Annotated in this window: 18 protein-coding genes; 6 read left to right on the top strand and 12 right to left on the bottom strand. The window is 70.2% G+C overall.

The window, feature by feature from the left end:
• Positions 1-8 precede the first annotated feature (8 nt).
• From ACZ6YG_RS23130 to ACZ6YG_RS23115, 4 genes are all read right to left on the bottom strand, one after another.
• The gene (locus tag ACZ6YG_RS23130; RefSeq protein ID WP_148033796.1) at positions 9-431 is read right to left on the bottom strand and encodes a roadblock/LC7 domain-containing protein; all 423 of its coding nucleotides are present in this window, start codon (positions 429-431) and stop codon (positions 9-11) included.
• On the bottom strand, positions 428-3,514 hold the full coding sequence (locus ACZ6YG_RS23125; RefSeq protein WP_466019157.1) for a sensor histidine kinase: 3,087 nt from the start codon (positions 3,512-3,514) through the stop codon (positions 428-430). The genes ACZ6YG_RS23130 and ACZ6YG_RS23125 overlap by 4 nt, the downstream gene beginning before the upstream one ends.
• 292 nt (positions 3,515-3,806) lie before the next feature.
• Positions 3,807-5,204 (bottom strand): aminobutyraldehyde dehydrogenase, encoded by a 1,398-nt coding sequence (locus ACZ6YG_RS23120; protein WP_466019156.1) that lies wholly within the window; start codon positions 5,202-5,204, stop codon positions 3,807-3,809.
• 30 nt (positions 5,205-5,234) lie between these two features.
• The gene (locus tag ACZ6YG_RS23115) at positions 5,235-6,506 is read right to left on the bottom strand and encodes a glycosyltransferase (protein WP_148033799.1); all 1,272 of its coding nucleotides are present in this window, start codon (positions 6,504-6,506) and stop codon (positions 5,235-5,237) included.
• Positions 6,507-6,636: 130 nt separating this feature from the next.
• Here ACZ6YG_RS23115 and ACZ6YG_RS23110 point away from each other — a divergent pair, with 130 nt between their 5' ends.
• Positions 6,637-7,242, top strand: a complete 606-nt coding sequence (locus tag ACZ6YG_RS23110; RefSeq protein ID WP_148033800.1) for a TetR/AcrR family transcriptional regulator — start codon at positions 6,637-6,639, stop codon at positions 7,240-7,242.
• Here the strand turns inward: ACZ6YG_RS23110 and ACZ6YG_RS23105 are convergent.
• Genes ACZ6YG_RS23105 through ACZ6YG_RS23090 form a run of 4 tightly spaced genes read right to left on the bottom strand, consistent with a single transcriptional unit; the run spans position 7,236 to position 11,037 of the window.
• Positions 7,236-8,285, bottom strand: coding sequence for an ABC transporter ATP-binding protein (locus ACZ6YG_RS23105; protein WP_148033801.1), 1,050 nt, complete (start codon positions 8,283-8,285; stop codon positions 7,236-7,238). The genes ACZ6YG_RS23110 and ACZ6YG_RS23105 overlap by 7 nt on opposite strands.
• Entirely contained in the window at positions 8,272-9,057 is a 786-nt protein-coding gene (locus tag ACZ6YG_RS23100; protein WP_148033802.1) for an ABC transporter permease, read from the bottom strand. The genes ACZ6YG_RS23105 and ACZ6YG_RS23100 overlap by 14 nt, the downstream gene beginning before the upstream one ends.
• A complete protein-coding gene (locus ACZ6YG_RS23095) occupies positions 9,050-9,889 on the bottom strand; it encodes an ABC transporter permease (protein WP_308249040.1) in 840 nt (279 codons plus the stop codon). The genes ACZ6YG_RS23100 and ACZ6YG_RS23095 overlap by 8 nt, the downstream gene beginning before the upstream one ends.
• A 29-nt stretch (positions 9,890-9,918) precedes the next feature.
• The gene (locus ACZ6YG_RS23090; RefSeq protein WP_148033804.1) at positions 9,919-11,037 is read right to left on the bottom strand and encodes a polyamine ABC transporter substrate-binding protein; all 1,119 of its coding nucleotides are present in this window, start codon (positions 11,035-11,037) and stop codon (positions 9,919-9,921) included.
• A 227-nt stretch (positions 11,038-11,264) separates the two neighbouring features.
• Between ACZ6YG_RS23090 and ACZ6YG_RS23085 the strand changes: the two genes are divergently transcribed.
• Together ACZ6YG_RS23085 and ACZ6YG_RS23080 are read left to right on the top strand one after the other, a co-directional pair.
• Positions 11,265-12,296: a hypothetical protein gene (locus ACZ6YG_RS23085; protein WP_466019155.1), complete on the top strand. Its 1,032-nt coding sequence runs from the start codon at positions 11,265-11,267 to the stop codon at positions 12,294-12,296.
• Positions 12,293-13,258, top strand: a complete 966-nt coding sequence (locus ACZ6YG_RS23080; RefSeq protein WP_148033806.1) for an SIS domain-containing protein — start codon at positions 12,293-12,295, stop codon at positions 13,256-13,258. The genes ACZ6YG_RS23085 and ACZ6YG_RS23080 overlap by 4 nt, the downstream gene beginning before the upstream one ends.
• Here the strand turns inward: ACZ6YG_RS23080 and ACZ6YG_RS23075 are convergent.
• The 4 genes from ACZ6YG_RS23075 to ACZ6YG_RS23060 form a co-directional block, all read right to left on the bottom strand.
• Entirely contained in the window at positions 13,252-13,821 is a 570-nt protein-coding gene (locus tag ACZ6YG_RS23075; protein ID WP_148033807.1) for a GTP-binding protein, read from the bottom strand. The genes ACZ6YG_RS23080 and ACZ6YG_RS23075 overlap by 7 nt on opposite strands.
• Positions 13,802-14,110, bottom strand: coding sequence for a DUF742 domain-containing protein (locus tag ACZ6YG_RS23070; RefSeq protein WP_246640374.1), 309 nt, complete (start codon positions 14,108-14,110; stop codon positions 13,802-13,804). The genes ACZ6YG_RS23075 and ACZ6YG_RS23070 overlap by 20 nt, the downstream gene beginning before the upstream one ends.
• Positions 14,111-14,177: 67 nt before the next feature.
• A complete protein-coding gene (locus ACZ6YG_RS23065) occupies positions 14,178-14,600 on the bottom strand; it encodes a roadblock/LC7 domain-containing protein (protein WP_148033809.1) in 423 nt (140 codons plus the stop codon).
• The gene (locus tag ACZ6YG_RS23060) at positions 14,600-17,497 is read right to left on the bottom strand and encodes a sensor histidine kinase (protein WP_466019154.1); all 2,898 of its coding nucleotides are present in this window, start codon (positions 17,495-17,497) and stop codon (positions 14,600-14,602) included. The genes ACZ6YG_RS23065 and ACZ6YG_RS23060 overlap by 1 nt, the downstream gene beginning before the upstream one ends.
• Positions 17,498-17,851: 354 nt before the next feature.
• On the opposite strand from ACZ6YG_RS23060, the gene ACZ6YG_RS23055 reads away from it, so the two are divergent.
• The 3 genes from ACZ6YG_RS23055 to ACZ6YG_RS23045 are packed head-to-tail and all read left to right on the top strand — an operon-like array spanning position 17,852 to position 21,785.
• Positions 17,852-18,907 (top strand): quaternary amine ABC transporter ATP-binding protein, encoded by a 1,056-nt coding sequence (locus ACZ6YG_RS23055; protein WP_466019153.1) that lies wholly within the window; start codon positions 17,852-17,854, stop codon positions 18,905-18,907.
• Positions 18,904-20,817 carry an ABC transporter permease gene (locus ACZ6YG_RS23050; protein ID WP_466019152.1) on the top strand — a complete coding sequence of 638 codons (1,914 nt, stop codon included), beginning with the start codon at positions 18,904-18,906 and terminating at the stop codon, positions 20,815-20,817. Before ACZ6YG_RS23055 ends, ACZ6YG_RS23050 begins: the two co-directional genes overlap by 4 nt.
• Positions 20,814-21,785: an ABC transporter substrate-binding protein gene (locus ACZ6YG_RS23045; protein WP_466019151.1), complete on the top strand. Its 972-nt coding sequence runs from the start codon at positions 20,814-20,816 to the stop codon at positions 21,783-21,785. Before ACZ6YG_RS23050 ends, ACZ6YG_RS23045 begins: the two co-directional genes overlap by 4 nt.
• Positions 21,786-21,838 lie beyond the last annotated feature (53 nt).

Below are 21,838 nucleotides of genomic sequence, written 5' to 3'. Positions count from 1 at the left end.
CCGCCCGGCTAGCGGGGGCGGGCCGCCTGCAGTTCAGCGCGTACGGCAGGCGTCAGCACCTGCCCCGCACGCTCGACCAACAGCGTCATCTGATAGGCCACCAGGCCCATGTCACAGTCGGGTGCGGCCAGAACCGCCAAACAGGAGCCGTCGCTGATCGACATGATCATCAACAGTCCGCGTTGCATCTCGATGACGGTCTGGGTCACCATCCCGCCCTCGAAAACCCGGGCGGCGCCCTGGGTCAGGCTGATCACGCCCGAGGCCACCGCGGCGAGCTGGTCGGCCCGGTCCTTGGGAAAGCCCTCGGAGTAGGCCAACGGCAGGCCGTCGGCCGACACCACGACGGTGTGCGCGACGCCGGGCACGTTGTTGACGAAATCAGTGATCAGCCAGTTGATGCCACGCGCTCCCTGGCTCAACTCTCTCATTGCTCCTCCTCATTCACATCTCCGCGGGTGAACGCGCGGCCTTGCCGTACACCTTGCTGGAAACTCGACAGCCGGCTCCGCAGCCGCTCGGGCGAGATCTGCGGAGCGGGCGAGGTGACCGCAGGTTCGGCGAGGCTCGCCGTACCGGGGACCAGGTTGGCCTTGGGCACGCGGCGCGGCAGACCGGACGACGTGGTGCCGCCCTGCGCGGGCTGGGCGGCGGCCTGCGCGGCCTGCCAGCCGCTGTCGGCGGGAGAGGACCACGACGCGCCCGCGCCCGACTGGCCCGGAGTGCGCTGCGGCAGCACCGGACGGTCGGTCACCGCCGCGTGCTGGGCGGTCTCCGCCTCCTCCACCGGAGCGGCGGCCCGGAGCTCAGGCTCCGCGCTCTGCTCGGACTCGGGCCGGCGGAACCAGTCGGAGCCGACGGAGGAGAAGATCGGCAGGAACTCCTCGCCCTGCTCCTCCATCGGCGAGTTGCGCACCGCGGGAAGCGGGCCGGTCAGGTCCTGAGAGGAGTACTCGCCGGGCCCGAACGGGTCGGCGCTGCCGTTCGACGGGTAGGACTGGGCGGCCTTGACCGTCTCCGCGAAGGAGGGCCAGCGCTGGTCGCCGAACGAGCTCGGTTCCGCGCCGAAGGGCTGGCTCGGCTCCGCCCCGAAGGGCGCCTGCGGGGCCGGGTCGCCGAAGGATCCCCAGCGCGGCTCCTCCCGCTGCGGCGGCGGCTCGGTGGCGAAGGACGGCCACTGGGCCTCGTCGCGCCGCGCCGCGGGGTCCTCGGCGAACGAGGGCCAGCGCGGCTGGTCCTGCTGCGCGGACGGCTCGTCGGCGAAGGACGGCCAGCGCGGCTCCTCGGCCTTGGCCGGCGGCGGCTGGTCGGCGAACGACGGCCAGCGGGAGTCGTCGGGGTTGACCGGCGGCTGCTCGGCGAAGGACGGCCAGCGGGGCTCGCCCTGCTGGCCAGCGGCGGGCTGCTCGGTGAACGGCGGCCAGTCCTGCTTGCCGGGCTCGGGGTACGACGGCCAGCCCTCTCCACCGGGCGCCGGGATCGTGCCCGGCCACTGGGTGTCGAGCGGCGCGCTGTCGCTTCCCCGGACGTCCTTCGTCTCCATGGACAGGGACGACGGGGCGGGGAAGACCGAGCCGTTGGCCGCCGCGGCGGCGGAGTCGAACTGGGACGGGTCGAAGCTGGTGAACGCGTCGTACTGGGAGCGCTGGTGCGGCACCGAGCCCTGCCCGCCGATGAGCAGCGTCGCGGGCAGCAGCACCATCGCGCTCAGGCCGCCGCGCTCGCGCTGCTTGAGCTGGACGCGGACGCCGTGGCGCAGGGCCAGGCGGCCGACCACGAACAGGCCCATGCGCCGCGAGACGGCGACGTCCACGACCGGCGGGTTGGCCAGCCGCCAGTTGGCCTCGCCCAGCTCCTCGGGGCTCATGCCGATGCCCTGGTCGTTGATGGTCACCAGCACGCCGCCCTCGGCGGTCTGGCTGCTGACCTGCACCTTGCTCTCGCGCGGGGAGAACGAGATGGCGTTCTCGATCAGCTCGGCCAGCAGGTGGACGGTGTCGGTGACCGCCGGGCCGGCGACCTGGATGCCGGACGGGATCTGGATCTGGACGCGCTCGTAGTTCTCGACCTCGGACAGCGAGGCGCGGGCCACGTCGACCAGCGGCACCGGCTCGCTCCACTTGCGCGCGGCCTCCTGGCCGGCGAGGACCAGGAGGTTCTCGCTGTTGCGGCGCATGCGGGTGGCGAGGTGGTCCAGGCGGAACAGGTTGGCGAGCCGCTGCTCGTCCTCCTCGCCCTGCTCCAGGCCCTCGATGAGCTGCAGCTGCCGTTCGACCAGAGTCTGGCTGCGGCGGGAGAGGTTGACGAACATCGCGTTGACGTTGGCGCGCAGCTTGGCCTCGTCGCCGGCCAGCCGGATCGCCTCGCGGTGGACCTCGTCGAAGGCCCGGGCCACTTCCCCGATCTCGTCGCGGGTGTTGACGCCGATCGACGGGACCTCGGGGATCTGGGCGCCCTCGCCGCCCTCGCGGAGGATGCGGACCGTCTCCGGCAGCCGGGTGGTGGCCACCTGGAGCGCCTCGGCGCGCAGCCGGCGCAGCGGGCGGACCAGCGAACCGGCCACCCGGCTGGTGATCACCAGGACGAGGAGCAGCAGGATCAGGATGGTCGCGCCGGAGATGATCGCGTTGCGCTGCTCGGCGTCGCTCAGCTCCCTGGTCTGGGTCACGACCCTGGTGGCCAGGCTGTCCTCGACCTTGCGCATGGCGTTGCCCGCCAGCGTCGTGCTCTCGTACCAGAGGCTGAGGTCACGCCGGGTGGTGACGTCGAGGTCCCTGATGGTGGAGTACTCGCGCAGCTGGGCCAGCGCCCGCTGGCGCATCGCGTCGGCGCGGTCGATCTCCGGGCCGCGCATGGCCTGCCGGTAGGCGGCCTGGTCGGCGGTGCGCGCCTCCTGCGTGAAGCTGTCGAGCTCCGACTGCTGCCGGTTCCATGAGCCCAGGAAGTCGGACAGGTCGTCGTAGTCCAGCTTCCGCTCGACCAGGGCGACGACCAGGATGCCCTGCTGGCGGGAGACCTCTTCCTTGGCCCGCTGCAGCGCCGTCAGCGCGGCCGCGTCACCCTGGAGCCCGTCGTCGGCGATGCCCTCACCGAGGTCGTTCTGCAGGTTGGCGAGCACCCCGATCATGTCGGTGAAGGTGCTGATGGACGCGCGGGGCGGGACGTTCTGGGCGGTCATCGAGTCACGCAGGCCGTCGAGGCCGTTCAGCCAGCGCAGGATGCCGTCGACGTCGGCGCGCACGCGGGCGGCGTGGCTGTCGTCGATCGCACCTGCCGCCTCGATTACCCGCTTTTTGGCGTTATCGACCGTTCCACGCTGGGTACGCAACTGGGCGAGACGCCCCGCACGACGGCGGTCGGCGATGTACCAGGCGGTGAGCGTGCGCTCCTTGCCCAGCTCGTGGGCGAGCGCTCCGACGCGCTGCGCCAGCTCGGCCACCTCGGTGAGGCGCCGGTACTCGGTGCTCGTGTTGATCGCGCTCGCGAGCTGCAAACCGGCGAGCAGCACACCCACGACCGTGGGGATGAGGATCAGTGCTACCAGCCTCGAGCGCACGCGCCAGTTCGCCAGCCGGAAACGTCCGCCTGTGTTGTCCCCCGGCCTCGTGTGCTTGGGGTTTTCCGTCCTCACTGACTCTCGCTACCTCTCGCCTTACGTGCTCGAAGAAATCAGACACGCGTGTGGCGCATGGGAATCTGCCGGGCTGGGTAATTGGAACACACTCCGTACCAGATCGGCCAACCGAACATATCCCATCAAATGCGCCCAAGTAGGCATTTTGGGCGACATTCCGCCGCACACGCTTTCAGGCTGGCCTGAAGGAGTCCCGCTCAGCGGGCGCCGCGTGTTTGATCATGAGATGCCGCGTCACCGCGTACTCCAGGACCGCCTCCTGGCTCATGTCCTTGCCGGACCCGCTGCCCTTGACCCCGCCGTGCGGAGCCTCGCTGGCGATCGGGAGATGGTCGTTGACCCAGGTCACACCCACGTCCAGCCGGTGTGAGACGCGCATGGCGCGGGCCACGTCACGCGACCAGATCGACGAGGCCAGACCGTAACGGGTGTCGTTGGCCAGCCGCACCGCCTCGTCCTCGCCGTCGAAGGGCAGGACCACGAGCACCGGCCCGAAAAGCTCGCCCTGGACGATCTCGCTGTCCTGTGCGACATCCGTCACAAGCGTGGGCGGGTAGTAGAAGCCCGGCCCGGCGACCGGCGCGCCGCCGTGCGCGATCCGGCCGCCGGAACGTGCCACGAAGCCGTGCACGCGCTCCCGGTGCGTCTCGGAGATCAGCGGGCCGATGTCGGTCTCCGGGTCCCAGGGGTCGCCGGCCCGGATTTCGGCAAGAGTTGCCCGCAGCGCCTCCACGACCTCGTCGTAGACCTGCCGGGCCACGTACACGCGGGTGGCGGCGGTGCAGTCCTGGCCGGTGTTGTACGTGGCGCCCATGGCCACGCCTCGGGCCATCTCGGCCAGGTTGGCGTCCTCGAAGACCAGCGCCGGAGCCTTGCCGCCGAGCTCCAGGTGGACCCGCTTGAGCGTGGCTGCGGCGCCGGTCATGACGGCCCGGCCGGTCTCGGTGGAGCCGGTCACGCTCACCATGTCGACCCCCGGGTCGGTGACCAGGGCCTGGCCGACCTCGGCGCCGCCGGTGACCGCCTGCACGAGCCCGGCGGGCGCGCCCGCCTTGGCGAACAGCTCGGCCAGCCGCAGCGTCGTGCGCGGCGTCTGGGGAGCCGGCTTGATCACCACGGCGTTGCCGGCGGCGACCGCCGGGCCGACCTTCCAGACGGCCATGACCAGCGGGAAGTTCCACGGCGCGATCGACCCGACCACCCCGACGGGGCGGCGCAGCAGCACCGAGGTGTAGCCGGAGCTGAAGACCCCGGCGCCGGTGCCGTCGAGCGAGCGGGCGGCCCCGGCGAAGAACCGCAGGTTGTCGGCGAGGAAGGGCAGCTCGCCGTCCCTGAAGACGGCCGCGGGCTTGCCGGTCTCCTCGACCTCCAGCCTGGTCAGCTCCTCGGCCTCGGCCTCCACCAGGTCCGCCACCCGGAGCAGCAGCTTGGCCCGCTCGGCCGGCGTGGCCTCGCCCCACTCCGCGGAGGCCGTGCGGGCCCGCCGCACGGCGGCCTCGACGGCCTCCACGGGAGTGTCGGGCACCTCGGCGCAGGCGGTGCCGGTGGCTGGGTTGATCAACGTACGCATGAACTTACTTTCCTCGCTGGCCCCGGCCGCCTAGCTGCGGCCGAGCTCCTCGATCAGGTCGGCGGCCTTGCGCAGGCCGTCGCGGCGGCGGATCTCCTCGCCGGCGGCGGCCAGCTTGGCGCGCATCTCTTCGTCGCCGAGGAGGCGGTCGAGCGCCCCCGTCAGCTCCTCGTCGGTGAAGGTGTAGGTGGAAAGCCTGACACCATAGCCGAGTTCGTGCACCCGCTGGGCGTTGTCGTACTGGTCCCAGAAGAGCGGCAGCAGGATCATCGGCTTGCCGAAGTGGAGCGCCTCGGTGGTGGTGTTGTTGCCGCCGTGCGTGATGACCAGGTCACACTGCGGGATGATCTTCGTCTGGGGCAGGAACTCGGCGCCCCACATGTTTCCGGCGAGCTTGATCTCCTCGTGCAGCGGGCCCATGGAGACGACGTACTGGTGCGGCGTGGTCCCCAGCACGTCGATCACCCGCTGCATGAGCCCCACGTCGGCCGAGCCGAGCGAGCCGAGCGAGAAGTAGACCAGCGAGGCGCCCTCGTTGCGCTCGAAGGGCAGCTCGAAGTCCTCGTCGGTCTCGCGCACCGAGGAGTCGAGCCGGTGCCAGTTGGCGCCCAGCGGGCGGGCGTCGACGTAGTCGAGCAGCTCCGGGTACACGTAGAGGTTCAGGTCGCCCTCGTGGATGAAGTCGAGCTCGGGCAGCGGCTCGGTGCCCTGCTCGACGCACCACTCGTTCCATGCGGTCCACATCTCGCGGTGGGTGCGGTCGTACTCGGCACGGAAGGCGTCCCACTCGGCGCGGTCGGCGGCGGGCAGGCCGGAGAAGACCGGCGGGATGCCCTCGCCGCGGACCTCCAGCGGGTTGCAGGAGACGATGCGGACGAACTTCTTGCCGGCGGTCAGCAGCGCCGGGAAGGTGAGCACGTTGTCCTCGACGATGACGTCCGGCTGGACCCGCTCGATGATCTCCTTCAGCTGCGGCTCGCAGTACTTGGCGCCGTCGATCAGCTCCTTCCAGATCGGAGCGGTGACGGTCTCCAGCTGCTCGCGGGTGCTCTTGCGGTATTCGGGCGCGGTGTCGCGGATGAAGTCCTTCCAGAACTGGCCCGCGTCCTGCTCCTCCTCGGCCGGAGGCGCGAGGTCGACCAGGTCCTCCTCGAACCCGAGCGCCTCGAGCTTGCCCTTCCACGACGCCTCGGCGGCGAAGACGACGCGGTGGCCGCGGCGGCGGAGGATGTCGCCGATGCCGGCGCTGTTGTTGGTCGGGCCGTAGGCGCTTTCCGGCATGAACAGGATGGTGAGAGACATGTGCGCTCCGGGGGAGATCTAGCCTTTTGAAGGGGAATTCAATTACGCATCTGGCGCGAAGGTCAACTTCAGGGCACTATGGTCAACGGATTCCTGAATGTAAAGCGAACTCTGGGAAGCGAAGGCGAAGATGGCCCAGCGCAAGAGCCGCAGTGACCGGCGCATCGACCTGATCGAGGCGGCGCGGCGGGCCATCATCCGGCATGGCATCGACCGGGTGCAGCTCTCGCACGTGGCCGAGGAGGCCGGGCTGACCTCCGGCGCGGTGCTCTACCACTACCCCGACCTGAGCGAGCTGCTGGTCGAGGCGCAGCACGCGGGCATGGAGCGCTTCTACGAGCAGCGGCTGCGGCAGCTCGCCGCGCACACCGACCCGGTCGCCAAGCTGGTGCTGACGATCCGGTCGGGGCTGCCCACCGGATCGCTCGACCCGGACGTGCGGCTGCTCAACGAGATGGGCGGCGCGGCCGGCCGCAACCGCGTCTACGGGGTGCTGCTCACCTCGCTCTACGACCGGCAGGTGTCGATGTACCAGTCGATCCTGGACACCGGGGCGGCGCTGGGCGTCTTCAGGCTCACCACCGACACGCTGACGATCTCGCGCAACCTGGTCGCGCTGGAGGACGCGTACGGCTACCGCATCACCGCTCGTCACCCGCTCATCGGCCCCGACGAGGCCGCGGAGCTGATCCTCTCGTACGCCCGCACGGTCACGGGCAACGATCTGCTTCATTGATCCACCGGGATGATGACCGCCTCATCGGCCTGCCAGTCGAGCCGGACCTCGGCGCCCGGCCGCACGTCGCTCGCGCCCTGGACGGCCGCCAGCACGGGCTTGCCCCGGCCGGGAACCCCGACCGAGACGTGGGAGACGCCTCCGTAGAAGCTTACGTCCACCACGGTGCCCTTCAGGCCGCGTGACTCGGTGGCCCCGATCAGCCTCACCCGCTCCGGCCGGACGGCCAGCAGCGCCTTGGCGCCCTGCTCCAGGCCCTCCGCCGGGGAGCCGGGCAGCACCCCGAAGTCCTCGGTCTCCAGCTCGTCCTTGGCGCCGGCCGTACCCTCGAAGAGGTTGTTGGCGCCGACGAAGTCGGCGACGAAGGGGGTGCGGGGCCGCTCGTAGAGCGCGACCGGCTCGTCCACCTGGCGCACCGCGCCGCTGTCGAAGACCGCGATGCGGTCGGCGAGCGACATGGCCTCCTCCTGGTCGTGGGTGACGACCACGAACGTGATGCCGACCTCGTTCTGCAGCCGCTTGAGCTCCAACTGCATGTCGGCGCGGACCTTCTTGTCGAGCGCCGACAGCGGCTCGTCCAGCAGGAGCAGGCGCGGGCGCTTGACGATGGATCGTGCCAGCGCGACGCGCTGCCGCTGGCCGCCGGAGAGCTGGCTCGGCTTGCGGCCGGCCAGCTCCGACAGGCCCACCGTCTCCAGCACCTCGCCGACGCGCTTCTTGATCTCGGCGCGCGGCAGCTTCTCGCGCTCAAGCCCGTACGCGACGTTCTTCCGCACGGTCATGTGCGGGAACAGCGCGTACGACTGGAACATCAGGCTGATGGGGCGCCGGTTCGGCTGCTTGTCCAGCAGGTCCTCGCCGTCGAGCGTGACCGTGCCGGCGTCGGGCGTCTCGAACCCGGCGATGATGCGCAGCAGCGTCGTCTTGCCGCAGCCCGACGGGCCGAGCAGGGCGAAGAACTCGCCCTGGCCGATCTCCAGCGAGACGCCGTCGAGCGCGGTGACGTCGCCGAACCTGCGGGTGATCCCGTCAATCTTGAGCACGCGGCATCCTTTCCCCGATCTTGGTCATGCGCTGTCCGGCGATCACCGCCGTGAAGCTCACCAGGAGCAGGATCGCGGCCAGCGCGTTGATCTTCGGGGTGACCCCGAAACGGATCATCGAGTAGATGACGATCGGCAGCGTCTGCTCGTGGTTGCCGATCGTGAAGTAGGCGATCACGAACTCGTCCAGCGACAGCGTGAACGCGAGCAGCGCGCCCGCGACGATGCCGGGGGCCAGCTGCGGCAGCGTGATCTTCATGAACGTGGTGAACGGGCCGGCGCCGAGGTCGCGCGAGGCCTCCTCCAGGGAGGTGTCCGCGCCGGTGAGCCGGGTGCGCACCACCGCCGCCACGAACGCCATCGAGAACAGCGCGTGCGCCAGCACCGCCGAGTAGAGCCCGAGCGTGAGCTGGATCAGGCCGTAGAAGAGCAGCAGCCCGATCGCGAGCACCAGGTCCGGCAGCACGGCCGGCATCAGCGCCAGCGCGTCCAGCGTCTTGGATCTGGAGTGTCTGGCCAGGCCGACGGCCAGCATCGTGCCGAGCACGGTGGCGATCACGGTCGAGCCGGTGGCCACGATGAGCGTGTTGACCACGCCGCTCATGATCCGCTCGTCGCCGGCCAGCTCGCCGTACCACTCGAGGCTGAAACCCTCGTAGGTGTACGCCGAGTCGCCGGAGTTGAACGACATGACGACCAGGACCAGGATCGGCGCGTACAGGAACACGTACGTCGCCCAGAACGGGACGTGCAGCCACCTTGATCTACGCACGGCGCGTCACCCACGCCTGCACGACCAGGAGCACGAGCAGCACCGCGATGAGCGCCAGCGCCAGGGCGGAGCCGAACGGCCAGTCGCGCGCCGACAGGAACTCGGTGCGGATCAGGTTGCCCACCATGGCCGACTTGCCGCCGCCGAGCATCTCGGGGATGACGAAGTTGCCGAAGCTCGGCACGAACACGAACAGGCAGCCGGTGAACACGCCCGGCACCGTCAGCGGCAGCGTGACCTTGCGGAAGGTGGTGAACGCCGAGGCGCCCAGGTTGGCCGACGCCTCCCGCAGCTGCGGGTCGAGCTTCTCGATGGAGGCGTAGAGCGGCAGCACCATCAGCGGCAGGTACGAGTAGAGCAGGCCGAGCACGACCGCGCCCCGGTTGTAGAGCAGCTCGTACGGGCCCAGCCCGAACGCCTGCAGCCAGCCGTTGATCAGCCCTTCCGGGCTCAGCAGGATGATCCAGGCGTAGACCCGGATGATGAAGTTCGTCCAGAACGGCAGCACGATCGCGACCAGCGCGATCGTCTTCCACTTACGCGGCAGGCGCGCGATCAGGTAGGCCGTCGGGTATCCGAGCAGCAGCGCGATCAGCGTCGCCAGCCCGGCCATCTCCAGCGAGTCGACGAGCACCCGCAGATAGAGCGAGTCGAACAGGCGCTCGAAGTTCTCCCAGGTGAACTCGTAGATGACGCCGCCGAAGCGGCCGCGCTGGAAGACCGTGTAGCTGAGCACCAGCGCCAGCGGCACCAGGAGCAGCACGACCAGGTAGGCCAGCCCCGGCGCCAGGAACACGAACGCGCCCAGCCGGCGCCCTCTGGAGAGGGACACCGGCCGGGCTTCTGGCTTGTCCTTCACACCTACTCGGCCTTGATCTCGGACGCCAGGCGGGTGTACTTGGTGCTGGCCTGGCCGATGTCGATGATCGACTCACCGTTGAGCAGCTCGGCCGGCTTGGTGCCGAGCAGCGAGCCGGGGACGATCTTCACCTTGTCCATGGCGGCCTTGTTCGGCACCATGTAGTTGATGTTCTCGGCCGCCCAGCGGTGCACGTCGGGGCTGAGGATGTAGTTGATGAAGGCGTGCGCGGCCTCCTTGTTCTTGGAGGTCTTCATGATCACCATGGTGTCCACCCAGAGGTCGCTGCCCTCCTTCGGAACCACGAACTTGATGTTCTGCTTCTCGTCCGTGGTCGGGCACCAGCCGTCCCACGCCTCGGCCATGACGGCCTCGCCCTTGATCAGCCGGTCGCCGAAGGTGAGGTCGTCGTAGGCCAGCAGGTGCGGCTTGGCCTCCAGGAGCAGCTCCTTGACCTTGGCGATCTCGTCGTCCTTGTCGGTGTTGACCGAGTAGCCGAGGGCCTTGATCGCGGGCAGGGCCAGCCAGCGCTCGGTGGTCATCATGGTGACCTTCTTCTCGGCCCAGGCCGGGGGCTTGAGGATGTCGTTCCAGCTCGTCGGCTCCTGCTTCACCAGGTCGCTGCGGTAGCAGATGCCGGTCGTGCCCCAGGTGTAGGGGACCGAGAACTTGTTGCCCTTGTCGTAGGAGAGCTGGGTGGCCTCGGGGTAGAGGTTGGCCAGGTTGGGGATGAGCTCGGCGTGGATCGGCTCCAGCAGGCCCTGCTCGTTGAGCGCCTGGGCGTACTGTCCCGAGACGAAGGCCACGTCGATGCCGCTGTCGCCCCCGGCGGTCAGCTTCGTCATCGCGACTTCGTTGGTGTCGTGGAGGGTGACGTTGAGCTCGGAGATCTTCAGATCCCGCTTGACCATGTCCTGCAGCTCTTTGGGGGTGTAACCGTCCCACACGGTCACCGCGAGCGACTGCTTGGTCAGGTCCGCGTTGGGGTTCAGGGCGGCTGCCGTCTGCGTCGCCGTCTCTGCGCTGTCAGTCGATCCACCGCCGCACGCCGCGACGGCGAGCGCGAGGCCGGCGGCCACGGCGGCAGCCGGAAGACGACGGGTGAACCGGGTTCGGAACACGGCCGCTACTCCTTATGAGATGTGCATGTACGGGGGGTCGCGCGACCAACCGGGCACGGCAGACCAGACCAGGAGTGTTGCAGCAGAAATCAACATGAGCAAGACTTTGGTAGACATTGCTACCTGGAAGTTTGATCTAAGTGTTGAATTCGGATTCAATTTGGGAACGGCTGCTGTCTCTGGGTGAGAAGCCGCTCACCGACCGAGAGCGCGGTCTCACAGCCGCGGTGCTGCGGCTGTTGGACGGCGAGGTGCCGCCGCCCTTCGAGGTCCGGCGCTTCCTGCCGTTGCCAAGCCTCTCGTACGACACGCCCGGATGTCACATCGGGGTGCCCGCCGAGCGGGACTTCGGCGCCCATGTCGATCAGACGAACTACTCGGTAGTGGTGGACGAGCGCGTCGTCGTGAAATGGCTCACACCGCCGGTCCCGCTTCCCCATCCGGCGCTCGACGTACTCCCCCATCTGGCACGCACCGGCTTCCCGCACACCGCGCCGCCCTACGCCGCGCTGCTCGCCGGCTCCCGTCTCCTGGCACTCGTCACCGGCTACCTCCCGGACGCCACGGACGGCTGGACCTGGTGCGTGGACGACGCCGAGACCGGCGACACCGCCTTCGCCCCGGTCCTCGGCGCCCTGGCGGCCGACCTCCACCTCACGCTCGCCACCCTCCCCGGCGACGGCAGGGGCGCGGCCCCGCGCGACCACCGTCCGCGTGCCGAGGACGCCCTCGGCGAGGCCCTGGCGCTGACCGGCGGCCCCGACGGCGCCTGGCTGGAGACCGTCGCCGGCCGCCTGCGCGCGGAGCTGGCGCCGCTGGCCTCCACCGGCCCCACCCCGCTGATCCGGATCCACGGCGACCTGCACGTCGGCCAGATCCTGCGGTGGCGCGACGGCTACGCGGTCATCGACTTCGACGGCAACCCGACCGTCTCCGAGGCCGACCCGTACCAGCCCGCCGCGCGCGACGTCGCCCAGCTGACCACCAGCATCGAGCACGTCGCCCAGGTCGCGGTCAAGCGCCGCGACCTGCCCGCCGAGCGGGCGGCGCGCTGGGCCGCCGAGGCCCGTGCCCTGATGCTCGCCGCCTACGAGGGCCGCCTGGCCGCGGGCGGCCGACCTGACCTGCTGGACGAATCCCTGGTCCGGCCCTTCGAGGTGGAGCAGGAGTGCCGCGAGCTCATCTACGCGGCACGCCACCTGCCCCGCTGGAGGTACGCCCCCATGGGCGTGCTGCGCAACTGGATGGAGAACCTGTGAACCCCGACCTCTTCCTGGCCGACCTGGAGGCCAAGCCCGCCGCGCTCACCGAACTGGCCGGGGCGCTCGACGCCGCGGACCCGTTCGCGGGGCTGCCCGAGGGCATCGGGAGGGTGCTCTTCCTGGGCATGGGCAGCTCGCGGTACGCCGCCGGGGTCGCCGCGCTGCGCCTGCGCGCCGCCGGGGTGGACGCCTGGGCCGAGTACGCCTCGGCCGCCGCGACGTTCCCGCCCGGCCCCCGTACGCTGGTCGTCCCGATCTCGGCGACCGGCGGGAGCCGGGAGACGCTGGACGCGGTCGAACGGTACGCGGGCGGCGCGTCGTTCCTGATGGCGCTCACCAACGCGCCCGGCTCCGCGCTGGCGCAGGCCGCCGGCCTGGTGGTGCCCATGCACGCGGGCGAGGAGCGCGGCGGGGTGGCGTGCCGGACGTTCCAGCACACGCTCGCCCTGCTGCTCGCCCTGGAGTCCCGCCTCACCGGCGCGGGCCGCGACGTGGCCGGGCTGGTGCGGCGGGCCGCCGAGGCCACGGCCGACCTGCTGGAGCGGCGCGACGCCTGGCTGCCGATGGTGCTGGAGCTGCTGAACGGGCCGAACGGCGTCTACGCGATCGCCCCGGCCGAGCGGCTCTCGTCCGCGGAGCAGTCGGCGCTCATGGTGCGCGAGGGGCCCCGCAGGCCGGCCGACGCCTGCGAGACGGGCGACTGGGCGCACGTGGACGTCTACCTGACGAAGACGCTGTCCTACCGGGCGCTGCTGTTCCCCGGCTCCCGCTACGACGAGCAGGCCATGGACTGGGTACGCGAGCGCGGCTCCACGGTCGTCGCGGTCGGCGGCGAGGTGAAGGACGCGGCGGCCGTCGTGCGGTACGCGCACGACGACGACCCGGACGTCCGCCTGCTGACGGAGACCCTGGTGGCGGAGCTCGTGGCGGCGTACTGGTGGTCGGGCCGGCCTCAGTAGGAGCGGACGGTCAGCGCGTGCTCGACCAGGGTGATGAGGGTCGACTTGACCGCCTCGCGGCTGCGGGCGTCCGTGCGGACGATCGGGATGTGCGCGGCGAGGGTGAGCGCGTCCCTGACCTCGTTCTCCACGTGCGGGAACTGCCCGTCCCAGCCGTTGAGCGCGATCACGAACGGCAGCTTGGCCTCTTCGAAGTAGTCGATGGCCGGGAAGCTGTCGGCGAGCCGGCGCGTGTCGACCAGCACGACCGCGCCGATCGCGCCCTTCACCAGGTCGTCCCACATGAACCAGAACCGGTGCTGGCCCGGCGTGCCGAACAGGTAGAGGATCAGGTCGCGGTCCAGGGACACGCGGCCGAAGTCCATCGCCACCGTGGTGGTCGTCTTGGTCGGGGTGAGCGAGAGGTCGTCCACCGCGGCCGAGGCGTCCGTCATCACCGCCTCCGTGGTGAGCGGCATGATCTCGGACACCGCCCCCACGAACGTCGTCTTGCCCACCCCGAACCCGCCGGCCACCACGATCTTCGTCGAGGTGAGCCCGGCGTTAGAGCCTGCGAAGTCCACTGAGCACCCTTTCGAGCAGGCCCCTGTCCGGCTTGCCTGCGTCCAACTGCGGCTGGTACACCCTGACCAGCCCTTCCGCCTCCATGTCGGCGATCAGCACCCGTGCCACGCCGAGGGGCATGGCCAGCAGCGCGGAGATCTCCGCGACCGACCTCACCTGCCGGCACAGCTCGCTGATCTGCCGGTACTCACGCGTGTAGGTATGGCCGAGCTGGATGGACGTCGCCGACGAGACGAGCGCCTCCATCGCGAGCGTGCTGCGTGTACGGCCGCCCGTGACGGCGTACATCCTGACCAGTGAGCTGCGCTCTGGCTCCGGCTCCCCGCCATGCCACGATGCCAACGTCCTACTCCCATCACCACGGTCGCACGGCCGACAGTTCCGCGCGCACGTCAGGCGTCAGCACCTGCCCCGCACGCTCCACCAGGACCGTCATCTGGTAGGCCACCAGGCCCATGTCGCAATCGGGTGCGGCCAGCACCGCCAGGCAGGATCCGTCGCTGATCGACATCACCAGGAGCAGGCCGCGTTCCATCTCCACCAGGGTCTGCACGACGTTGCCGCCCTCGAAGACCCTGGCCGAGCCCTGGGTCAGGCTGACCAGGCCGGCCGCGATGGCCGACAGCTGGTCGGCCCGGTCCTTCGGGAAGCCGCGGGAGAAGGCCATCGGCAGCCCGTCGGCCGAGACCACCACGGCGTGCGCGGCGCCGGGCACCTCCTCCACGAAGTTGGACACCAGCCAGTTGACGTCTCTTGCCGCCTGGCTCAAATCCTTCATCAGTCCTCCTCTAGCTCGGCGCGTCCCTTGCGGACGCCCTGCTGGTAGCTGGAGAGCCTGCTGCGGAGTCGGTCGGGGGACACCGGGGGCGCGGGCGCCGGCGGCGGGGCCGGCGCCGCGGTACCCGGCACCAGGTTCGCCCTGGGCGTCCGTTTGGGCAGCCCGGAGCTGGTCGTGCCGCCGAGCGCCGGTTCGCGGACCGCGCCGGCGGCCTGCCAGCCGTTGTCGGCGGGCGAGGACCAGCTGCCGCTGTGGGACGGCTCGGGCGGCGGCGCGGAGATGTCGATCTTGGGGATGGCGGCGGTGTCGCCCTGCGCGGACCACGAGTCGCCCGACGACCAGGCCGGATCGGGGCCGGTGCCGGGCTGGTCCCGCTCGTCGGTGAAGGCGGGCTTGGTGAACCAGCTCGACACCTCGGGGCTCGGCTCCATCGAGGCGTGGACGGGTAGGTAGTCGCCCTGCTGCGGGAAGGCCGGCTGCTCCGGCGGCAGGCGGCGCGGCAGGCCCCCGGAGGCCCCGTTGTCGGCGGCGAGGCGGCGCGGCAGCTCTCCGCCCGTGCCGTTGTCCGGCGGCAGGCGACGCGGCAGTTCCCCGCCGAACGCGCCGTCCTGCTGGAAGTCACGCGGGCCGTCGCCGGAGGCGCCGTCCCCGGCGAAGCCGCGCGGCGGGTCGGCGAACGCGCCGTCCGAGGGAAAACCCCGCGGCGGGTCGGCGCCGAAGACGCTGTCGCGTGAGACGTCACCCGACTGGGTGTGCGTCGAGTTGAACCACGACGACGGCTCGGGGAGCGAGTCCATCGACGGATGCGCCGTGCCCGGCATGGACGGGTGGCCGATGCCCGGGTGCGCGGTGCTGGCCTGCATCGGCACGTGCGCGAACGACGGCGGGTCCTGGGACGCGGCGGCCTGCGGGAACGGCGGCGCGGTGGCCGAGGCGCCGGGGACGGGGGTGAGCAGCGCCTCCGGGAGCAGGACCATGGCGGTGAGCCCGCCCACGTCCTGGCGGCGCAACTGGACCTTGATGTTGTGCCGCAGGGCCAGCCGGCCGACCACGAACAGGCCCATCCGGCGCGACACCGACACGTCCACGACCGGCGGGTGGGCCAGCCGCCAGTTGGACTCGGAGAGCTCCTCCGGGCTCATGCCGATGCCCTGGTCGGTGACGGCGACCATGAGCCCGCCGCCGTCGATGCGGCTGCTGGAGATGATGACCTTGGTGTCGCGCGAGGAGAACGACACGGCGTTCTCGATCAGCTCGGCCAGCAGGTGCACGACGTCGTTGACGGCCTGGCCGGCGATGGCCGCGTCCGACTGGACCTGGATGCTGACGCGGTCGTAGCTCTCGACCTCGCCCAGCGCGGCGCGGACCACGTCCATGAGCTCGACCGGCTGGCTCCACTTACGCGCGGCCTCCTGGCCGGCGAGGACCAGCAGGTTCTCGGAGTTGCGGCGCATGCGGGTGGCCAGGTGGTCGAGCTTGAACAGGTCGGCCAGCCGGTCGTCGTCGCGCTCGCCGCGCTCCAGGCGCTCGATGAGGGTGAGCTGCCGCTCGACCAGCGTCTGGCTGCGCCGCGACAGGTTGACGAACATCGCGTTGACGTTGGCGCGTAGCCTGGCCTCGTCGCCGGCCAGCCGCACGGCCTCCCGGTGGACCTCGTCGAAGGCCCTGGCCACCTCGCCGACCTCGTCGCGGGAGAAGACGCCGATGGGCGGCACCTCCGCGTCGACCGCGCCGTCGCGGGACTCCCGCAGGTGCTGGACGAAGTCGGGCAGCCGCCTTCCGGCGATCTCCAGGGCCTCGGCGCGCAGCCGGCGCAGCGGGCGGACGAGGGAGCGCGCCACCCCGGTGGTGATCGCCAGGACGGCGATGAGCAGGGCGATGACCGCGCCCGCGATCAGGTACGCGCTCTGCTGCTCGCCGGAGCTGAGCGACTCGCTGCGGCTGAGGATGCCGGCGGCCTGGCGCTGCTCGACCGTGCGCAGGGAGTCGATGACGACGGTGGACGCCTCGAACCACTGCCCGGCGTCGTCGCGCTTGGCCAGGTCGAGGCCGCGCAGCGTCTGCCCCGCGGTGGCCCGGATGAGCACCAGCTCGCGCAGGAACAGCATGTCGTCGGCGGAGCGGCCGTTGACGGTCTCGTCGAAGAAGCGCCGTTCCCCGGCCGTGGCCTCCTCGGAGAAGGCCTCGCGCTGGTTCTCCTCGCGGGACAGCTCGCCGAGGAAGGTCTTGAGCTGCTCCTGGCCGAAGGAACCTTCCACCAGCGCGGTGGTGAGCAGGGCCTGCTGGAGGGAGACGCTCTCCTTGACGCGGGCCAGCGCGTCGAGCATGCGGGTCTGCCGGAACAGCTCGTCGTCCTGGCTGCCGCTGACCAGCTCGTCGTGGATGGAGAGCAGGTCGTTGATCACGGTGGTGTAGAGCTCGACGGCCGGGGCGGGGAGCAGGTCGGCCTCGATGGCCTGGTCGCGCAGCCCGTCCAGGTCGTCGAACCGGTTGAGCATGTTCTCGATCTGGTCGGCGGTACGGCCGCTGACCCCGCCGAGCAGCTGGCCGGCGGTGTCTCTCACCTCGCGGATGGCGGCGTCGGTCCTGCCGATCTGGGCGCGTACGTCGGGAAGCTGAGCCTGGGGGCGGTTCCGGGCGATGTGCCAGGAGACTCTGGCGCGTTCCCCGGACATCTCGTGGATGAGACCGCCGACCTGCTCGCTCAGCCGGGCGAGCTGGTTGATGCGGGCGTAGTCGGCGGCCGCGCCCGTCGAGGCGAAGACCTGGATCCCGCCCAGGAGCACGGCGGCAGCCGTCGGCACCAGGATCAGGGCGACCAGCCTGGCGCGGACCCGCCAATTACGCAGCCGCCACCTGCCTTCCTCCGGCGGCCGCTCTGCTAACTCTGTACTCACCGAACGCAACCTCTCGCCCAGTATCGGCGTATATGCAAGGCCTCGTGACCTGTGGGGAAATCCATGCAAGCTCGGGTAATTGGAACACACCCGCGCCAGGCCAGCCAAGCGACCATAACGCGACATAAGTCAAGCAGTGTGACGCATGAGCATAGAACCTGGAGCTCCACTTATGAAGACCATATGGCGAGAAATATTGCATTACGCCCGCCTATGTCCAGAAATGGGTGTTTGGAACGATCCAACGACGTAACACCGCAGATGCACAGAGGTCTCCTAACGGTCACAACGTTGAGATTTGCTTTCTTAACCCCATATGTTGAGCCCCCTGGGCGAGAAGGCGAGGAGTACGGGGTGTCCCCTGACAACGCGGCCATCGCGGTCGAAGGGCTCTGGAAGATTTTCGGGCCCAAGTCCGAGAGAGTGCTGGCGAGCGAGGACAAACACCTGGATCCCGCCGCGCTTCGAGAGAAGACCGGCTGCACCGCCGCCGTCAGGGACGTCGGATTCGAGGTCCGCCCCGGCGAGGTCTTCGTCGTCATGGGCCTGTCCGGCAGCGGCAAGTCCACCCTCGTACGGTGCCTCACCCGCCTCATCGAGCCCACGGCCGGCCGCGTGACGATCGGCGGCGAGGACGTGATCGGCGCCTCCCCGGCCAAGCTCCGCGATCTGCGCCGGCACCACGTCAGCATGGTCTTCCAGCACTTCGGCCTGCTGCCGCACCGCAGAGTGATCGACAACGTGGCGTACGGGCTGGAGGTCCAGGGCGCCGCCAAGGCCGCCAGGCACGAGCGGGCCAGGGAGATCCTGTCGCTGGTGGGCCTGGACGGCCACGCCGACTCCTACCCCGACCAGCTCTCCGGCGGCATGCAGCAGCGCGTCGGCCTGGCCCGCGCGCTCGCCGTGGACCCGCAGGTGATGCTGTTCGACGAGCCGTTCAGCGCGCTGGACCCGCTAATCCGCCGCGACATGCAGGCCGAGGTCGTCCGCCTGCACCGCGAGGTCGGCAAGACGATGGTGTTCATCACCCACGACCTGTCCGAGGCGCTCAAGCTCGGCGAGCGCATCGCGATCATGCGGGACGGCCGGATCGTCCAGCTCGGCACCCCCGAGGAGCTGGTGGGCGCGCCGGCCGACGACTACGTGGCGGACTTCGTACGGGACGTGCCCAGGAGCCACGTGCTGACGCTGCACTGGATCGCCCGGCCGCCGGAGGAGCGCGAGAACCTGGACGGGCCGGAGCTCCCCGCCAACACCCTGATCAAGGACGCCATCGGCGCCGTCTCCACCTCCTCCAGGCCGATCCGGGTGATGGACGGCGAGGAACTGGCCGGGGTGTTCGACCGGGTGGACATGCTCGCCTTCCTCTCCGGTCAGGAGACGCCCGCGGCCGCACAGGTCGGCGCATGAGCAGCACCGCGGTCACGCCTGCCTCCAGGCTGCGCGTGCCGAGGTGGGTGGTCCCGGCGGGGGTCGCGGCCCTGTTCGCGCTCGCGTACCTGGCCTTCCGCGGCACCGGCACGCTGCCGCACAACAGCGAGGCGGCGCCGTTCACCGCGGTCACCGAGCTGCGCGAGTGGATCGACGACCACCGCAACGACAATCCGCTCTTCCTGTACTTCCTCAACTACATCCGCCTGTTCGTGGACGCCCTCTACACCTCCTTCCACGCGGTGCTGGTGGCGATGGGCTGGCCGGGGCTGATCGGGGTCATGGGCGGGCTCGCCTGGCTGGCGGGCGGCCGGCGCGTCGCGCTGATGGCGGTGGCCGGGTTCTGCTCGTTCGGCGTGTTCGGGCTGTGGGAGTCGAGCGTCGAGACGCTCGCGCTGGTCTCGGCGGCGGTGCTGCTGTCGCTGGCGATCGGCGTGCCGCTGGGCATCTGGGCGGGCATGTCGGCGCGGGTGCGCAAGGCCGTCACGCCGGTGCTGGACGTCATGCAGATCATGCCGACGTTCGCCTACCTGGCGCCGCTCGCGCTGTTCTTCCACATCGGCGCGCCGGCCGGCGTGATCGCGACGATGATCTACTCGATCCCGCCCGCGATCCGCATCACGGCGCTGGCCATCGAGCAGGTCTCCCCCACCGCGGTCGAGGCGTCCGCCTCGCTGGGCGCCACCCGGGCGCAGACGCTGTTCAAGGTGTATCTGCCGTTGGCGCGCTCCACCATGGCGCTGGCGGTGAACCAGACCATCATGATGGCGCTGTCCATGGTGGTCATCGCGAACCTGATCTCCGCGCCCGGCCTCGGTTCCGACATCATCCGCGGCCTGTCCAGGGCCCAGGTCGGCATCATGCTGCCGGCGGGCATCGCGATCGTGATCATGGCCGTGATCCTGGACCGGATGATGGTCTCGGTGGCCAGGCGCGACCCGCACAGCCGGATCGGCCGCGGCAACGTGGCCGCCGCCGGGGTGCTGGCGGTCGCCGGGCTGGTGGCCGCGGCGTTCGTGCCCCGGCAGTGGCCGGAGGACCTGACGGTCAGCGTCACCCGCCCGATCAACGAGGCCGTGCTCTGGGCCGAGACGAGCTGGTACGGCGTCACCACGTTCGTCAAGGACACCGTCACGATCTACCTGCTCAACCCGCTGGAGACGGTGTTCACCACCGCGCCGTGGTGGCTGGTCGCCGCCGCGGTGCTGCTGGTCGCCTGGCGGGTCAGCGGGGTACGGCCCGCGCTGACGGCGCTGGTCTGCCTGCTCGGGATCGCCCTGCTCGGCACGTGGGAGCACTCGATGCGGACGCTGACCACGGTCGCCGTCGCGGTCGTCGCGACCCTGGCGATCGGCGTGCTGCTGGGCGTCGCCGCCGCGCGCTCGGACCGGTTCTCCGCCGTGCAGCGCCCGCTGCTGGACGCCGCGCAGACCATGCCCGCGTTCGTCTACCTGCTTCCGGCGCTGGCCCTGTTCGGGACCACCCGGTTCACCGCGATCTTCGCCTCGATCATCTACGCCGTGCCGCCCGTGGTGCGCCTGGTCGAGGACGGCATCAGGCACGTGCCCACCTCCCTGATCGAGGCCGCCGCCTCCACCGGCTCCACCTCCGCCCAGATCCTGTGGAAGGTGCAGCTGCCGATGGCCCGCCGGGCCATCCTGCTCGCCGCCAACCAGGGGATCGTGCTGACGCTCGCCATGGTGGTCGTCGGCGGGCTGGTCGGCGCCGGCGCCCTCGGTTACGACGTCGTGCTCGGGTTCTCCCAGCGCCCCGACTTCGGCATGGGCTTCGTCGCAGGTGTCGCGACCGTCCTGCTCGGAGTCATGCTGGACCGCATCACGCAGGGCGCCGACAGGCGTTCTCTGCCCCACAAAAGGAAATTCACATGAAAATTCGCCTGTTCGCAGGCCTCTTAGCGCTGGGCCTGGCCGCCGGTTGCGGCGGGGCCACCGTCGACGGCGGGGCGACCACCGCCGCCTCCCCCGAGGGCTCGGCCGACGCCGCCACCCCGGCCGGCACGGTGAAGATCGCGATCAACCCGTGGGTCGGCTACGAGGCGAGCGCCAACGTGGTGGCGTACCTGCTGAAGAACGAGCTCGGCTACACCGTGGAACTGCCGGAGATCAAGGAGCAGCTCGCCTGGGAGGGCTTCGAGACCGGCGACGTCGACGTCATCATCGAGAACTGGGGCCACCCGGACCTCAAGAAGCAGTACATCGAGGAGAAGAAGGTCGCCGTCGAGGCGGGCTCGACCGGCAACAAGGGCGTCATCGGCTGGTACATCCCCAAGTGGATGGCCGACGAGAACCCCGACATCACCGACTGGAAGAACCTCAACAAGTACGCCGACCTGTTCAAGACCTCCGAGTCGGGCGGCAAGGGCCAGCTGCTGTTCGGCGACCCGTCGTACGTCAGCAACGAGGCCGCGCTCATCAAGAACCTCAAGCTGGACTTCAAGATCGTCACCGGTGGCAGCGAGGCCGCGCTGATCAAGAGCGCCCAGCAGGCGCAGGCGCAGAAGAAGCCGCTGCTGTTCTACTTCTGGGACCCGCACTGGCTGTTCAGCCAGACCGAGCTGGTCCGCGTGAAGCTGCCGGAGTACACCGAGGGCTGCGACGCCGACCCGAAGAAGGTCGCCTGCGACTACCCGGAGATGGACCTCGACAAGATCGTCAGCAAGAAGTTCGCCGACACCGGCGGCAAGGCGTACGAGCTGGTCAAGAACTTCCAGTGGACCAACGAGGACCAGAACAAGGTGTCCGACGACATGACCAACGGCGGCATGTCCGGTGAGGAGGCCGCCAAGGCGTGGATCGAGGCCAACCCGGACAAGTGGCAGGCCTGGATCCCCAAGTAACCCCCTCCGATCCCTCAAGACCCGTGACCCCGCCCCGGCGGGGTCACGGTCGC

The sequence above is a fragment of the Nonomuraea sp. NPDC054003 genome, assembly GCF_055585125.1.
The sequence above is the reverse complement of the archived record's forward strand: the minus strand, read 5'-3'. Positions and strand labels throughout refer to the sequence as shown.